The sequence below is a fragment of the Ruegeria sp. HKCCE4148 genome (genome assembly GCF_017872495.1).
Classification (GTDB): domain Bacteria; phylum Pseudomonadota; class Alphaproteobacteria; order Rhodobacterales; family Rhodobacteraceae; genus Ruegeria.
Map to the genome: position 1 here is coordinate 439,490 of NZ_JAEDOS010000001.1, position 15,333 is coordinate 454,822.

The window sequence follows — 15,333 nt, forward strand, 5'->3', positions numbered from 1 at the left end:
ACAAGGGCAGAAGGCCTATCTGTACGGCATGAAACAGATTGCTTTTGCCCTTGCTTTGACACTCGCCGCACCTGCCGCATGGGCGGCGGATAAGCTGCCGCTGTCGCAGATTTCGAATTACCTTAATGGATTGAAAACGGTTGAGACGACCTTCACGCAAGTGAACGACGATGGATCGCTGAGCACCGGTAAGCTGTGGATGCAGCGCCCGGGCAAGATGCGGTTCGAATACGATCCACCCAACAGTGCGGTCGTGCTTGCGCGTTCCGGCAGCGTACAGATCTTTGACCCGAAATCTAACCAACCGCCCGAGCAATACCCGCTGAAGCGGACACCCCTTTCCATAGTACTGGCGCGGAATGTGAACTTGGGGCAGGCCAATATGGTCGTGGGGCACAGTTTTGACGGCACCGCCACTGTAGTCACGGCGCAAGACCCAAAGAACCCAGAAGCAGGACGGATTGAGCTGATGTTCACAAACGACCCGGTCGAACTGCGCAAATGGGTCATTCACGACAATGCGGGGGGACAGACAACTGTTCTTCTGGGTGCTCTGACTGAAGGCGGACGCCTAGATCAGGGTTTGTTCTCGAACAGTAAAAGGGTCGGGTCAGGCAATCGCTGACCCGAGCCAAACTTTGTCAGTACCGGCAGTTTGACAACTGCGCCTGATATAGCTGCGCACGCGCGTCTACATCATTCGCAACGTTCAACAGCCAGGATTTGCTGTTGTAACTGCCGCGTGCGAAACCGGTATGGCCTTCGTGATAAGCCAGGTATTGATTGCGCGTATCGGCCGGGTGAATGCCGTTACGTTCGTAGCTTTTGTTCATATACCAGCCGATAAAGTCTGACGCGTCGCGAATCCGATCCCGCTTGGCGCGGCGTTTTCCGGTTTCACGCTGGTACTGTTCCCAAGTGCCATCCAACGCCTGACCATAGCCATAGGCACTGCTTTGACGCCCCATCGGGATCACACCCAACACATATCTGTGTGGGGTGCGCGCATCGTGGCGATAGCGGCTTTCCTGATAGATCGTGGCCATCTGAACGTGTACGGGAACACCCCATTTACGTTCCGTGTTCTTGAAAGCCCTGATATAGTCGGGTTTTTCGCGCGCAATGCTGCACGCGTCATTTAATTTGCTGGGCGGCTGTTTGGAGCCGCCCCCACAGGATGCCAGAAGCAGCACCCCGAAGAGTACGATAAGAATTCTGCTCATGTGCCTCATGCCTTTTTTTGGGCATTCTAGCGCAGATTGAGCGATTTTGAAATCACAATCGTTACAGAACGATAGCAAGGATAGCGGGCAGTGCCGCAACGGAAAGTACGGTTGACACCATCACCATCCCGGCGACGGCATCCGCGTCAGCTTCGAAGCGTTCCGCCAGAAGATAAGAGGTTACCGCGACAGGGGTGCACATCTGCAGAACCAGCACACCGAAGGCAATTGCATCCAACTCAAATACAACGGCGACCCCCCAGCCGAGGATGAAACATACCAGCAGCTTGAGAAACGACAGCCATACAGCCTGACCCAAACTGCGACTGGTCAGGCGTGCGATAGCCACTCCAACGGTCACGAGCATCATCGGAACAGCCATTTGCCCTAGCAAATCCAAAGTGTTGGTCAAAAAAAGCGGAGTTTCCCAGCCCTGCCACAAAAACAGGGCCCCCAAAAGCGTTGCCCAAACCATGGGCTGACGGATGACCTGACCAAAGGCGCCTTTGCCCGCCACAAGGTAGATGCCGTAAGTAAACGAAAACAAAGCGGTCACCGACAGAAAAATTACGGCATAGCCTAGACCGGCCTGGCCAAACGCGAAAATACACAGCGGCAGTCCCAGATTACCGGTATTCCCGAATATCAGCGGAGAAAGATACGTACGCTGTTCGAGTTTCAGAACACGAACGACGCCCCAAAACACAAATGCCAGAATAATGTTTGCGACGATCGTGGCAGCGGTGAAGCGCGTCAGATCGCCTCCCGGAATCTCGGTCTGCATCAAGGCAACGAAGATCAGGCTGGGGACAGCCAGGGTCATTGCAAAGCGGGTAACAAACTGAAGACGATACTCGAATCCAAGTTTGACCCAGACAAAACCGATCCCCGCCAACAGAAAGACCGGCGCCGCAATTTCGAACACTGTCAATATTAGGTTCACAGACTGTTTCCCTGAGTTTCACATCAATGATTGGCTTTTAGGGCCAGAAACGGGTAGTAAATGCTTTGGGGGCTGAAACAATGCTAAAGACACGTGCAAAATACGGCTTAGGCCAGGTGGTTCGTCACAAAAAACACCCTTTTCGAGGGGTGATTTTTGACGTGGATCCAGAATTTTCGAACACCGAGGAATGGTATCAGGCCATTCCCGAAGACAGTCGTCCGCGGAAAGAACAGCCGTTTTACCACCTGCTGGCTGAGAACGACCAATCCTTCTATGTTGCTTATGTTTCAGAACAAAATCTGGTTGCGGACTATTCCGGAGAGCCGGTCGAGCACCCTGATATCCCCAATATGTTCGGTCCGTTCGAAGACGGAGCATACCCCCTGCATTTCCAACTGAACTGAGGTTCTCCAACCACGCGATCGTGGTTGCGCGTTTATCAGTAGCCAAGCGCGCAACCGTCCTTGCGTGGGTCGCTGGCCCCCTCCAAAATACCATCTTCGCGGATTCGGATCGACTGCGCACCCCCAAGCGGCGTTTCCGGTCTTTCGATAGTGTGTCCGATTTCCGATAATTGTTTCGCAACCCCTTCAGGGTAGCCGCGTTCCAGTTTCAGAACCGATCCGTCGAAAAACGCACGGGGGGCGTTGATGCTCTCTTGCAGTTCAAGTCCGAAATCCCTGAGGTTTGAAACAAATCTAGCGTGGCCTGTTGGCTGGTAGGCTCCGCCCATCACGCCAAATGGCATCATAATGCGGCCATTCTCGGTCAGCATCCCTGGAATGATCGTGTGCATCGGACGCTTGCCACCGCTCAGTTCGTTCGGGTGCCCCGGCTCCAGCGTGAAGCCTGCGCCACGGTTCTGAAGCAATATGCCGTATTTTTCCGAGGCGATCCCCGACCCAAAGCTGTGGAAAATCGAATAGATCAGCGAAACCGCCATCTGGTCGCGATCTACGACGGTTATATACACGGTGTCCTTGTGAACAGCCTCGGTCAGTTGAGCCGCCGAAGGCATGGCGCGTTTCGGATCAATAAGCGCGGCAAGTTTTGCGGCTAAGTCCGGGTCAAGGAAACGCTCGGCTTTGGACACATGGTCCGGGTCCGCGATGAACCGGTTGCGCGCGTCATAGGCCAACTTGGTGGCCTCAGCCTCGATATGGACCCGTTCAGCGCCAAAGGGGTCCATGTTGGCCAGATCCAAATGTTTCAGAATATTGAGCAACAAAATTGCAGTTGCGCCTTGGCCGTTTGGCGGATGCTCAACCAGTTCGATCCCGTTATAGGCCCCTCGCATGGGCTGCGTTTCTGTAAATTGCGTGTTTTGAAAGTCGTCGGCGGAATGCACACCGCCCTGCGCTGACACGGCAGCGATCATGTCTTCGGCAATTGCGCCCGAATAAAACGCATCGCGTCCTTCGCGCGCGATGCGCCGCAACACTTCAGCCTGACCAGGTGCGCGAAAAACTTGACCGACATCAGGTGCTTGCCCATCGATCAGGTAATGGTCGCGCGCGGCACCTTGCAGCGTTGCAGCTCCAATCTTCCAGTCAAACGCAACGCGGGGCGCAACCGGAATGCCGGCTTCCGCGTAGTGAATTGCAGGGGACAGGATTGCCTCCAACCCCAAACGGCCTTCGGCCTCTGCCAGATGGCAGAACGCATCCACGGCACCCGGAATTGTAACGGAGTCCGGTCCGTTCAGTGGCACAGAGGACAGACCAAGATCGCGCAAAGGCTGTGCTTGCGAGCCGGCTGGTGACCGCCCCGAGCCGTTCAGAGCGCGGACCCGGTTCTCTCCAGCGCGGTTGAACAGAACAAAACAATCGCCACCCAGTCCGGTCATTTGCGGTTCGCAAATTCCCAAAAGGACCGCTCCGGCAATTGCAGCATCCATTGCGTTGCCGCCCCGTTCCAAAATGTCGATTGCGACTTTGGCCGCCAGCGGATGAGAGGTTGCGCACATCCCTTGTGTCGCAAAGACTTCTGACCGGCCTGGTTTGTGCAAATCCCGCATAGTTTCTTTCTCCTTGGAACAGGGGAAAGCTATTCACTGATCGGGGATTGTCCAGAAATTTCAGGGAAGAAGTTCCTCGACGCCGTTCACTGGGTGGGGGCTGTGATAATTGGCGCCGAGGGAAGCTATCTGAGCTACGAGTCACTGTATGGCGGTTGTTTGCGGCGCGACAATGTTTCGAAAATGGCGTTATTGTGACCAATTGGGCCTGATTACGCACTTTTGCCGAAGTTAAACCGCAGCGAAAGCCGATTACACCCATCTCGGCGCTCATATTGGATGTCACTGGTGAGTTGGTGAATCAGGAACCAGCCAAACCCCCCTTCCGGCAAATCTTGCGTTGTTTTCCCAGCGGCGCGGGCGTTCCGTCCGGCATTTGTAGGCCAGGCAGCGGGTGCCCGGTATCCGAGATCAAGATGTCCAGCCGATTCCGATCAAGTCGACAAGTCACCTGCACCTTAGCCGGAGCAATGCCCTTGTAAGCATGTTCCACCACATTGTTGATTGCTTCGGCCAATGCAATCTTCACATCGTCAGATTTATCAGGCGGCAAACCATGGTTTGCCAGACCGCTGCTAAGCCGCGCGATACCTGCGCTGGCTTCGGCGTCTGTTGCGGGGAAGCTTAGTTCCAGGCAGGTCTCGTTACAAATTGGCTCCACGCCCATTCACTCCTGCCTTGGTCACGCATCCGGGTCCGACAGTGCGTCGTCCAGTGTTTCAAACAGCCGGAAAACGGTGTCCATCCGGGTCAGGCGAAAGACTTTCTGGACCACGGGTTGCGGTCCGGCCAGATCCAGCCTGCGGTCTTTGCCCAGTTGCTTCATCGACGCCACAATCGCGCCCAGACCGCTGGAATCGATAAACTCAACCCCCGACAAATTCAGCACAACCCGATCTGCGCCGTTTTCGGTTTCCGCGCGCATGTCTTCCTTGAACTGAATGGCCATCGCGGCATCGATCCGGTCGGAATGCACGGTTATGACCTGTATTGGGCCGTGTGATGTGCTGGTCAGCCCCATGGCTCGGGCGCCCTCCAAACTGAAAAATGAGTCGTAGAAATACGCTAGACGCCAATTCTTACCATTCGGTATTCAAGAACCCGAAAGCAGGAGGAAAACCCGGATGAAAGATGTTGTGATTACAGGAGCCGCCAGAACGCCGATGGGTGGCTTTCAGGGCATGTACGATGGCGTTGCCGCCGCCGACCTGGGGGGGGACGCAATCCGGGCTGCGTTGCGCCAGGCCGGGGCCCAGACCGTCGATGAAGTTCTGATGGGATGTGTTTTGCCTGCGGGGCAAGGCCAAGCCCCCGCGCGGCAGGCCGGATTTTCAGCTGGTTTGGGCGAAGAAGTTCCTGCGACCACGTTAAACAAGATGTGCGGCTCGGGCATGAAAGCGGCGATGGTCGCCTTTGATCAGATCGCGCTGGGCCATGCGGATACAATGGTCGCTGGCGGCATGGAGAGTATGACAAATGCTCCTTACCTGCTGCCCAAGATGCGCGGCGGCGCCCGAATTGGCCACGGTCAGGTGGTCGACCATATGTTCCTGGACGGGCTGGAAGATGCCTATGACAAAGGTCGTCTGATGGGCACCTTTGCCGAAGACTGTGCCGAAGCGTATCAGTTCACACGCGAAGCGCAGGATGAGTACGCTCTGCAATCTTTGTCGAATGCCCTGACCGCACAGGAAAACGGGGCCTTTGATCAGGAAATTGCGCCTGTCACAGTTCGCACGCGTAAGGGCGAGATTGTCCAGGACTGTGATGAGCAACCGAAATCTGCCCGCCCTGACAAAATCCCGACCTTGAAACCCGCGTTTCGAAAGGACGGCACGGTGACGGCTGCCAACTCCTCTTCGATTTCGGATGGCGCCGCAGCGCTTGTCCTGGCCTCGGCCGAAGCAGCCGAAGCGCAAGGATTGGCGGTGCGCGCACGTATTCTGGGTCATGCAAGTCACGCGCAAGCGCCCGGGCTTTTTACCACTGCGCCGGTTCCGGCCGCACAGAAACTTTTGTCCCGCATCGGTTGGAGCAAGGATGACGTTGACTTGTGGGAGGTTAACGAAGCCTTCGCGGTTGTGCCGATGGCGTTCATGCATGAGATGGGTCTGCCGCGCGACAAAGTGAATGTGAATGGCGGGGCCTGTGCGTTGGGTCATCCTATTGGTGCCTCGGGCGCGCGCATCATGGTCACATTGCTGAACGCTTTGGAGAAGCGGGACCTCAAACGCGGCGTGGCGGCAATCTGTATTGGCGGCGGCGAAGGCACAGCGATAGCAATCGAACGCGTTTGACCCTTCATCTTTTTCCAAATACTTCGAGGGTGCGGGGGCATGGCCCCCGCGCGGCCCCTATGGATAAGAAACAATGAAAGTCGAATACGATACCCTGACCAAGACAATCGCGGCCTTGACTGAAGGCGAAACGGATCTGGTCGCTTTGATGGCCACGGTCGCGTGCGAGGTGCATCATTCCGATGACCGCTTTGACTGGACAGGGTTTTATCGGGTCGTTGACCCTGGCTTGTTGAAAATCGGCCCTTATCAAGGCGGGCACGGTTGCCTTGTCATCCCATTTGACCGGGGCGTCTGTGGTGCCGCCGCAAGGACAGGTGAGGTGCAGCTTGTGCCGGATGTCGACGCCTTCCCCGGCCATATTGCGTGCGCCTCTTCAACTCGGTCCGAGTTGGTTTTACCCGTTCGCAACGCAGCGGGTGAGGTGATCGCGGTTTTTGACATCGACAGCAATCAACCGGATGCGTTTTCGGTCGATGACGCGGAAAATCTGTCGACGATTCTGTCACAGACCTTCGCTTCAGCGTAGCAGTTTTTGGATGGGTTCAGACTCGTTCAATGGTGGCTGTGTTTTGGTTCTTCTCGGCATCTGATACAGTGTAGCTGCCGAATTTGAGTTGGAGCGGGCATGACACCAAACCAGTTCTCCACACCGCGCCTTTTGGTCAATCATTGGACGGAAGAACTTCAGGTCCCGTTGCTGCGGCAGAAACTCGAAAGCGAGCTCAGCACATTGCTGACACCCAATGTCTTGAAGTGCTTGCCGCCATCCATGCAGTTGCAGGATCGGGACATTTCGCACTGGATCGACGCCCGTTGCGTTGAAAGTGATGTTCTGGTGGTGCGGCAAAGACAAGATGATCATCTGATCGGACTTACGATTCTGGCTACTGAGTTAAGTCTCAATGCAGTCCCAAATATTCATCTCGGCTATCTGATCGCAGAAAACGCCTGGGGCAATGGCTATGCCTCAGAGCTTTTGGATGGGCTGATCGCTGCGTTGACACCGGGCCCGGTCACACGCCTTGTTGCCGGGGTAGGACGTGATAACCCGGCTTCCACCCGCGTTCTTCAAAAATCAGGCTTTGTGTTGCTTTGTGAAAATGCGCCGGCAGATACCGAGATGTATGTCTGCCAAACCGGTAAACCGACAGAGCCGTCGGCTGTTTAGTTTCCAAAGGCAGATTACCTGCGATGCAAGCCCGAGTGCGCATCGATCCGGAATGAGGGGTGCATGAAAAAAGGCTTGGATTTTTCACTAAATTGCCTCATCGTGAAAAAAGGATAAAAAATTTCACGAGATTCGGAGTGTCTGTGTGAACAACCAAGCCCCACAAAGCGCGACATTGGGTGCTGACTTGCGTGCCTTGCGCAAGGCGCGTGGGTTAACCCTGACCGAGATCGCGACACGGCTGGAGCGCTCGGTCGGTTGGCTCAGCCAGGTTGAACGGGACATGTCCGACCCTTCCATCTCGGATCTGCGACAGATCGCAGAATGCCTTGGTGTACCTATGTCGATGCTGTTTGCTCATGCGGCGGTTCCGGTTGATGAGAAGGGATATGTTGTTCGTGCGGGAACGCGCCGGCCCATGGGGTCGGGGGAAGAAGGGTTGATCGAAGAACTGCTTTCGCCTGATCTGACCGATGATTTCGAAATGGTGCATTCCACGTTCGAGCCCAATTCGAAGATGCAGACGCCCGCTAATCGCCCGACGCAGGAAGTGGGCTACATGATTTCGGGCCGGTTGGATCTGACCATCGGGTCGCGCGTATTTACCGTTGGCCCGGGTGACAGCTTTCGGATCAAACACGAAACTTACCAATGGTCCAACCCCTATGATGAGCACGCAGTGGCAATCTGGGTCATTGCCCCGCCGGTGTATTGATGAGCTTTGAAGCCTGGACCATATTCGCGCTGTTTTGGGTGGTGTTCGTGACCACGCCGGGTCCGAATGCGGTCAATTGTATCTCGAACGGGATGAGTTTGCCCTTCCCAAAGGCGATGTTGGGTGTTCTGGCAATCCTGACGCAAGCAAGCGCGTTTCTGATCATGTCGGCGCTGGGCATCACCGCACTGATCGCCGCGTCACCGACCGGGTTCTTCGCGGCCAAACTTGTGGGGGCCGCTTTCCTGATTTGGGTCGGCATCCGAGGCTGGATGAACGCTACGAAACCAGCGCCGGCCTCTGAACGACCTGCTCGGCATGTCTATTTTCACGCGCTGGCAGTGGCGACGATCAATCCTAAAAGCGTGGCCGGATACCTCGCTGCCTTTTCGCAATTCGTGCAACCTGACGTGCCGATCTGGCAGCAAATGGGGGTGATCATGCCCACCGCGCTGATCATCACTACGCTCAGCTATACCGGCTTCACCTTGTTGGGTGCGCTGATGGGCAAGGCGGCACTAGGGGCTGTGTTCAACATCTGGGTTCGCCGCGTGATGGCAACCTGTTTCATCATCTATGGCGTGTTGCTGGGGGCCAGCTCCACGCCCACAGCAAGGGGGTAGTCTAATGCATACTGGTTCCTGCCTGTGCGGCGCGGTTGCGTTTACGATCGATGGAGAGCTGTCGCCGCCCTCGGCCTGCCATTGCGGCCAGTGTCGCAAGCAGTCGGGCCATATCTGGTCCTCGACCTCGACCCATCAGGACAACCTGAGCTTTTCCGCCAGCGACACGCTGTGTTGGTTCCGTGCGTCAGATACCGCGCGGCGTGGCTTTTGCAGTGAATGTGGCTCTTTCCTGTTCTGGCAGCACAATGCCGAAGACACGATTTCGATTTCCATGGGTGCGCTCAGCGAACCTACGGGCCTGAAACTCTCAAAGCACATCTTTGTCGCTGACAAAGGTGACTACTACGACATCTCAGACGATCTGCCCCAGCGGGCACAGTAACAGAGGATCAAAACACATGAGTGACTTTCCAACCAAAGCCCGTGTTGTCATCATCGGTGGCGGCGTCGTGGGCTGCTCGTCCCTTTATCATCTGGCCAAGAAGGGCTGGACCGACTGCGTTCTGCTGGAAAAGAACGAGCTGACTGCTGGCTCGACTTGGCACGCGGCGGGCAATGTGCCGACCTTCTCGACCTCATGGGCGATCATGAACATGCAGCGCTACTCGACCGAGCTGTATTCGCGCTTGGCTGAAGAGGTCGACTACCCGATGAACTATCACGTTTCGGGTTCCATCCGTCTGGCGCATAGCAAAGAGCGGATGCAAGAGTTCGAGCGCGCCATGTCCATGGGCCGCTATCAGGGCATCCCGATGGAGATGTGGACCCCGGAACAGGCCAAGGAGCACTATCCGTTCCTCGAGACGCATGACCTTGAGGGCGTTTTGTATGATCCCACCGACGGCGATATCGACCCGGCGCAGCTGACGCAGGCACTGGCCAAAGGCGCGCGCGATTTGGGTCAGAAGATCATCCGCTTCTGTCCTGCGACCGGTGTGACGCAGCATGACGATGGCACCTGGACCGTGCATACGGACAAAGGCGACATCGCCTGTGACTACGTAGTGAACGCCGCGGGTTACTATGCACAGCGCGTGGGTGAGATGTTCAAGCCATTCGGCGGCCGAACTGTGCCTGCCATGGTGATGAGCCACCAATACCTGCTGACTGATGAAGTCCCCGAAGTTGAAGCGTGGTCGAAGGAACACGGCGGCAAGCTGCCTCTGCTGCGGGACGTCGATGTCTCCTACTATCTGCGGCAGGAGAAGAACGGCTTCAACCTCGGCCCCTACGAGCCCAACTGCAAAGGCCACTGGATGACCGAAGACGATCCGATGCCCGAGGATTTCAGCTTCCAGCTTTGGAATGACGATCTGGATCGAATCGAGGACATCGTCACCGACGCAATGGAGCGGGTGCCGCTGATGGCAACGTCGGGCGTAGGCCGGGTGATCAACGGCCCGATCCCCTACGCGCCGGATGGCCTGCCGCTGATTGGTCCGATGCCGGGTGTGAAAAACGCGTTCGAGGCGCACAGCTTTACCTTTGGCATCGCGCAGGGCGGTGGCGCGGGCAAGGTGCTGGCCGAGTGGATCGTTGATGGCGCGACCGAGTGGGACATGTGGGCCGTCGATCCGCGCCGTTACACCGATTATACCGATCAGGACTATTGCAACCAGAAAGGCATGGAAGTCTACGGCAACGAATACGCCATGCATTTCCCGCACCACGAATGGCCTGCCGCGCGTGACAAAAAGCTGTCGCCGGTACATGACAAGGTCAAAGCGCTGGGCGGCGTGATGGGTGTGTATAACGGCTGGGAACGTGCCAACTGGTTCGCGCAGCCGGGCGATGATACATCTTTGGAGGCGACGCATACCTGGGGCCGTTCCGGCCCGTGGGAGCAGCGGATCAAAGAAGAATGCGAGGCCGTACGCGACCATTGTGGCGTGCTTGATCTGCCAGGGTTCTCGCGTTTCATGGTCAAAGGCGAAGGCGCTGCCGAGGCGTTGCGCGGTCTGATCACAGGTGGATTGCCCAAAGTTGGCCGTATCAATCTGGTCTACATTTCGGATGACCGGGGCCGCATCCTGACCGAAATGTCCTGTCTGCGCCTAGGCGAAGATGAGTTCGTCATGATCACCGCCGCAACGGCACAATGGCATGACCGGGATATTCTGGTGAATGCAATGCCCGCCAGCGTATCGGTTGAGGACGTCACCACAACCCGCGACACGCTGATCGTCACCGGCCCGAAATCGCGTGAGATCCTGTCGGGTTTGACCGACGCCGATCTGTCCTCGGGCTGGCTGACCCATCAGGCCGCAACCGTGGCTGGCCAACCGGCCCACCTGATCCGCGTTTCTTTTGCTGGTGAGTTGGGGTGGGAGGTTCATGCGCTCAACGCGGATATGCCTGCGATCTACGACGCGATCCTTGATGCGGGGGCCAAGCCGTTCGGTATGTACGCCCTGAACTCGCTGCGCATCGAAAAGGGTTACCGCGCGTGGAAAGGCGACTTGTCGAGCGATTACTCGCTGCTCGAAGGGGGGCTGGAGCGGTTCGTCAAACTGGACAAACCGCAGGACTTCCCCGGCAAGGCCGCGATCCTGAGCGAGAAGCAGCAAGGCGTGAAGAAGTCGTTCGTCACCCTGACTGTTGAGGCTGGCGATTGCGACGCGCCATACATGTCCTGCATCTGGCAGGGGGACGAGATCGTCGGTGAGACGACGTCGGGCGCATGGGGGTACCGTGTCGGCAAATCCATCGCTCTGGGCATGATTAAGGCTGAGCTTGCAAACCCGGGTACCGAGCTTGAGGTCGAAATCTACGGCCAAAAGTGCCGCGCTGTGGTAGAGCAGGATCAACCGCTTTGGGATCCCGAGAACGAGCGGTTGCGCGCTTAACCCCTTGCGGAGACCGCCATGAGCAAACGATACGCCAAACTGGGGCCCGGCGAGGGCCCCAACTATGACTGGGAAAATGACCATACCTTCGTGAAGGTGTCAGGTCAGGACACAGACGGCGCATACACGCTTATGGAAGACAATCTGAAGGCCAGCTTCGCGCTTGGCCTTCATCGCCACGATACGCACGCCGAAACCTTCTATTTTTTGGAAGGTGAAGTTGACTTCTATGTCGACGGCGACTGGCATCGATGCGGGCAGGGCACCACGATGCACGTTCCGCCCGGAGTACCGCACGCGTGCCGCATTGCAGTTGATACACCTGCCAAAATGCTCATGATCTTTCAGCCGTCAGGGTTTGATGGGTTCCTTGCCGAACTCGCGAAGATGACCGAGGCAGACTTTGCCGATGAGGCCAAAATGGCGAAGGTCAACGCAAGGTACGATATCGTTCCCATGGGGCCTGTTCCCGCGCACCCGGATGATGAGGTCTGAGATGGCTATCCCCAACACCATGTCTGGCGTTTATCTGACCGGTCACGGTGGACCCGAAGTCTTGGAGTGGCGCGAAGATATTCCGGTGCCAAAGCCCGGTCCGGGCCAGGTGCTTGTTCGGGTTGCCGCGGCCGGTGTGAACAATACGGATATCAACACGCGTGTCGGCTGGTACTCGTCGGATGTGACCGGCGCTACGGATACCGTGGAGCAAGACGTCGAAGCCGGTGGGTGGGGCGGTGCCTTGCACTTCCCCCGCATTCAGGGTGGGGATCTGTGCGGCATTGTCGAGATGGTGGGCGAAGGAGTTCATTTCAGCCCGGGCCAACGCGTAACCTGCCCGATCAACCTTCCGCGCCCGCGTCCCGGACATCCTCGGGGGTTCGTTGCGCTGGGGTCAGAGATCGACGGCGCGTTTGCCCAATACTGTCTAGTAGAGGCGGATGATCTGTACGACGTCAGCACCTCGCCCTTGTCGGATGTTGAAATTGCAGCCATACCCTGCGCCTTTGGAACCGCCGAAAACCTGCTGACCCGCGCAGGCGTGACTGCAGGGCAAAAGGTCTTGATCACTGGTGCGTCAGGTGGTGTCGGTCTGGCCGCTGTACAGCTCGCGTCACTGCGCGGGGCCACTGTATGGGGCGTAACGGGCGCTGCGAAAGCCAAGGTCGTCATGTCCCAGGGGGCAAGAGCTACGTTTGACCGTAGTGAACCGCTGCCTCAAGACATCTTTGATGTGGTCATTGACGTCGTTGGTGGTCCTGCTTGGGCATCGCTGATCCTTGTCCTGAAACCCGGAGGGCACTACGCCGTGTCGGGTGCAATCGCAGGCCCAATTGTTCAGGCCGATCTGCGGGATATCTACTTGCGCGACATCACAATTCACGGGTGCACCCATCAAAGCCCTGAAGTCTTTGGACGTCTTGTCGAATTGATGAATTCGGGACGGATCAAACCGTTGATCTCTTGCACCTATCCGTTAAAGGATATCGCCCAGGCGCAAGCGGACTTCCAATCCAAGACCTTACCGGGCAAGCTGGTTCTTTTGCCTCAAGGAGCGATAGCATGACAGATATCACCCTTTTGGATGGTTCGATCGGGCAGGAACTGGTTAAGCTCAGTGGCAATGCTCCAACGGCGCTTTGGTCAACCCGTGTCATGATTGAACACCCCGAATTGGTGCGCGAAGTTCACGCCGAATATTTTCGGCGCGGGGCCACCATTGCGACCACCAACACATATGCGGTTCACCGGTCGCGACTGCGGTTTGAAAACATCGAAGATCAGCTTGAGGCCCTTGTTGATACAGCCGTCTCGCAAGCACAAGCGGCTTGCGAGGGTCGGCAAGGGCGCGTTGCCGGATCATTGGGGCCTTTGCTGGCATCGTACAGACCTGACCTGAAGCCCGACCCAATCGATGCTGGTGAGAAATTTGCGGAACTGGTTGGCCTTATGGCGGATCACGTAGATCTGTTTCTGATCGAGACGGTGTCATCAGTACTTGAAGCCGAAGGTGCGCTACGGGGTACGTCGGAATGTGGCAAGCCGGTATGGCTTTCTCTTTCAGTAAATGATGACGACGGTCGTTTCCTCAGGTCGGGAGAGCCCTTGGCGGATATTGCTCCGCTTATCAAAGAGTTTTCCCCGGATGCGCTGTTGATCAACTGTTCGCGTCCCGAAGCGATCCCGGCCGCGTTGGAGATCCTGTCCGGCATGTCTCTGCCATTTGGGGCCTATGCCAATGGGTTCACGCATATCTCGGACGGGTTCCTCGAAGATGCGCCGACAGTGGACGCATTGGAACAACGTCACGATCTTGGCCCGGACGCTTATGCAGATCACGCGATGCGTTGGATCGGTCAGGGTGCTACTATTGTTGGCGGATGCTGCGAAATCGGCCCGGATCATATCGAAACACTGGCCAACCGTTTGCGGGCGGCCGGGCACAATATCGTCTGAGCACACAGATGACAGTAGAAGCGACACAGAGAAGCCCAAAGCAGACGATCCAGCATTTCGACATACTGGTCGCGCCCGGTTTTGTGCTGCTTGAGCTAGCCTCGCTGGTGGATGTTCTGCGTGTGGCGAACCGTGTTTGTGCTTCTCCACCTTTCACATATTCGTACCGGTCGCTGCGCGGTGGCGATGTGGCCAGCAGCAGTGACGCGGTTGTTTCGACCTCAATTGTGCCGCAGCAGCCCAAGGCGGACTATCTATTTGTCATCGGCAATTCCGACCCGGATCAACCCGACCTGTCGCTTGGGCGCACTGTCTCGGATTATACGTACCGTGGTGCACAGGTTTTTCTGCTGTCTGAAGCCGCCAGCCGTTACATAGATGAAAAAGGCACCGAAGACCTGGCAACCCATTGGGAAAATGCCTCTTTCCTGCGTGAGCGCGGCGCCCGGTTTGAGGCGAAACTTCTGATTGCCACAGAGAACGGACCTGTGGTCACATGTGCGGGCATGGGTGCGACTGCGGACATCGCACTGGCTGTCATCGGGCGGCACATCTCGGGGCCGGCGAAAATGACCGTCGCGGATATCATGCTGCATGAGCAGATTCGCGACTTTTCTTCCATGCAGCCGTTTTCCGGGGCAAAAACCTCGGCCACCGGAGATGCAAAACTGGATCAGTGCATCAAACTGATGCAAGAGAACATCGAAGATCCGCTGCCCATCCAGCAGATTGTCGAGGATCTGAACCTGTCGAATCGGTCGTTGGAGCGTAAGTTCAAATCCTTTTTGGGCACCACGCCCAATGGGTTTTATCGTGAAATGCGTCTGGCAAAGGCCAACAACTTGCTTATGAACACCACGATGAGCGTGCGCGAAATCGGTATGGCTTGTGGGTTTCCAAACGGATTTTCTTCTGTTTACAAGAGCTTCTTCGGGGTTACTCCGTTTGTCATGAGGCGGGACAGGCGTCAGACCAACCAAAGATGATTTTCACGAATTTGGTGACGTTTTTGGTGCATTTCCTGTCGACCTCCTATGG

Annotated in this window: 19 protein-coding genes; 13 read left to right on the forward strand and 6 right to left on the reverse strand. The window is 56.7% G+C overall.

Annotated elements, in window-relative coordinates:
* Window positions 1-28 precede the first annotated feature (28 nt).
* Window positions 29-625: an outer membrane lipoprotein carrier protein LolA gene (locus I9187_RS02205; RefSeq protein WP_171180238.1), complete on the forward strand. Its 597-nt coding sequence runs from the start codon at window positions 29-31 to the stop codon at window positions 623-625.
* Window positions 626-641: 16 nt separating this feature from the next.
* On the opposite strand, the gene I9187_RS02210 is transcribed toward I9187_RS02205, so the two are convergent.
* Both I9187_RS02210 and I9187_RS02215 read right to left on the reverse strand, forming a co-directional pair.
* Entirely contained in the window at window positions 642-1,223 is a 582-nt protein-coding gene (locus I9187_RS02210; RefSeq protein WP_171180236.1) for a lytic transglycosylase, read from the reverse strand.
* A 61-nt stretch (window positions 1,224-1,284) separates the two neighbouring features.
* Window positions 1,285-2,166: an AEC family transporter gene (locus I9187_RS02215; RefSeq protein ID WP_171180233.1), complete on the reverse strand. Its 882-nt coding sequence runs from the start codon at window positions 2,164-2,166 to the stop codon at window positions 1,285-1,287.
* An 80-nt stretch (window positions 2,167-2,246) separates the two neighbouring features.
* Here I9187_RS02215 and hspQ point away from each other — a divergent pair, with 80 nt between their 5' ends.
* Window positions 2,247-2,573, forward strand: coding sequence for a heat shock protein HspQ (gene hspQ, locus I9187_RS02220; RefSeq protein ID WP_171180231.1), 327 nt, complete (start codon window positions 2,247-2,249; stop codon window positions 2,571-2,573).
* A gap of 35 nt (window positions 2,574-2,608) precedes the next feature.
* Here the strand turns inward: hspQ and I9187_RS02225 are convergent, their stop codons facing one another.
* The 4 genes from I9187_RS02225 to I9187_RS02235 all read right to left on the reverse strand — a co-directional run bounded on the left by I9187_RS02225 (window position 2,609) and on the right by I9187_RS02235 (window position 5,207).
* Entirely contained in the window at window positions 2,609-4,186 is a 1,578-nt protein-coding gene (locus I9187_RS02225; RefSeq protein ID WP_171180228.1) for a gamma-glutamyltransferase family protein, read from the reverse strand.
* A gap of 212 nt (window positions 4,187-4,398) precedes the next feature.
* Window positions 4,399-4,518: a hypothetical protein gene (locus tag I9187_RS22175; protein ID WP_348540063.1), complete on the reverse strand. Its 120-nt coding sequence runs from the start codon at window positions 4,516-4,518 to the stop codon at window positions 4,399-4,401.
* On the reverse strand, window positions 4,488-4,853 hold the full coding sequence (locus tag I9187_RS02230; RefSeq protein WP_245222920.1) for an ATP-binding protein: 366 nt from the start codon (window positions 4,851-4,853) through the stop codon (window positions 4,488-4,490). The genes I9187_RS22175 and I9187_RS02230 overlap by 31 nt, the downstream gene beginning before the upstream one ends.
* A 15-nt stretch (window positions 4,854-4,868) precedes the next feature.
* Window positions 4,869-5,207 (reverse strand): STAS domain-containing protein, encoded by a 339-nt coding sequence (locus I9187_RS02235; protein WP_171180223.1) that lies wholly within the window; start codon window positions 5,205-5,207, stop codon window positions 4,869-4,871.
* 103 nt (window positions 5,208-5,310) lie between these two features.
* Here I9187_RS02235 and I9187_RS02240 point away from each other — a divergent pair, with 103 nt between their 5' ends.
* From I9187_RS02240 to I9187_RS02290, 11 genes are all read left to right on the forward strand, one after another.
* Window positions 5,311-6,483: an acetyl-CoA C-acyltransferase gene (locus I9187_RS02240; RefSeq protein ID WP_209509682.1), complete on the forward strand. Its 1,173-nt coding sequence runs from the start codon at window positions 5,311-5,313 to the stop codon at window positions 6,481-6,483.
* 73 nt (window positions 6,484-6,556) lie between these two features.
* Window positions 6,557-7,012, forward strand: coding sequence for a GAF domain-containing protein (locus tag I9187_RS02245; protein ID WP_171180220.1), 456 nt, complete (start codon window positions 6,557-6,559; stop codon window positions 7,010-7,012).
* A gap of 99 nt (window positions 7,013-7,111) precedes the next feature.
* On the forward strand, window positions 7,112-7,654 hold the full coding sequence (locus I9187_RS02250; protein WP_209509681.1) for a GNAT family N-acetyltransferase: 543 nt from the start codon (window positions 7,112-7,114) through the stop codon (window positions 7,652-7,654).
* Between the two features lie 145 nt (window positions 7,655-7,799).
* Window positions 7,800-8,369: an XRE family transcriptional regulator gene (locus I9187_RS02255; RefSeq protein ID WP_171180216.1), complete on the forward strand. Its 570-nt coding sequence runs from the start codon at window positions 7,800-7,802 to the stop codon at window positions 8,367-8,369.
* Window positions 8,369-8,992 (forward strand): LysE family transporter, encoded by a 624-nt coding sequence (locus tag I9187_RS02260; RefSeq protein ID WP_171180215.1) that lies wholly within the window; start codon window positions 8,369-8,371, stop codon window positions 8,990-8,992. Before I9187_RS02255 ends, I9187_RS02260 begins: the two co-directional genes overlap by 1 nt.
* 4 nt (window positions 8,993-8,996) lie before the next feature.
* On the forward strand, window positions 8,997-9,377 hold the full coding sequence (locus I9187_RS02265; protein WP_171180213.1) for a GFA family protein: 381 nt from the start codon (window positions 8,997-8,999) through the stop codon (window positions 9,375-9,377).
* 16 nt (window positions 9,378-9,393) lie between these two features.
* Entirely contained in the window at window positions 9,394-11,841 is a 2,448-nt protein-coding gene (locus tag I9187_RS02270) for an FAD-dependent oxidoreductase (protein WP_171180211.1), read from the forward strand.
* Between the two features lie 18 nt (window positions 11,842-11,859).
* Complete coding sequence (locus I9187_RS02275) at window positions 11,860-12,336, forward strand: cupin domain-containing protein (protein ID WP_171180209.1); 477 nt, start codon at window positions 11,860-11,862, stop codon at window positions 12,334-12,336.
* A gap of 1 nt (window position 12,337) precedes the next feature.
* On the forward strand, window positions 12,338-13,405 hold the full coding sequence (locus tag I9187_RS02280; RefSeq protein WP_209509680.1) for an alcohol dehydrogenase family protein: 1,068 nt from the start codon (window positions 12,338-12,340) through the stop codon (window positions 13,403-13,405).
* Window positions 13,402-14,295 carry a homocysteine S-methyltransferase family protein gene (locus I9187_RS02285; protein ID WP_171180205.1) on the forward strand — a complete coding sequence of 298 codons (894 nt, stop codon included), beginning with the start codon at window positions 13,402-13,404 and terminating at the stop codon, window positions 14,293-14,295. The genes I9187_RS02280 and I9187_RS02285 overlap by 4 nt, the downstream gene beginning before the upstream one ends.
* Window positions 14,296-14,303: 8 nt before the next feature.
* On the forward strand, window positions 14,304-15,281 hold the full coding sequence (locus tag I9187_RS02290) for a helix-turn-helix domain-containing protein (RefSeq protein WP_209940049.1): 978 nt from the start codon (window positions 14,304-14,306) through the stop codon (window positions 15,279-15,281).
* Window positions 15,282-15,333 lie beyond the last annotated feature (52 nt).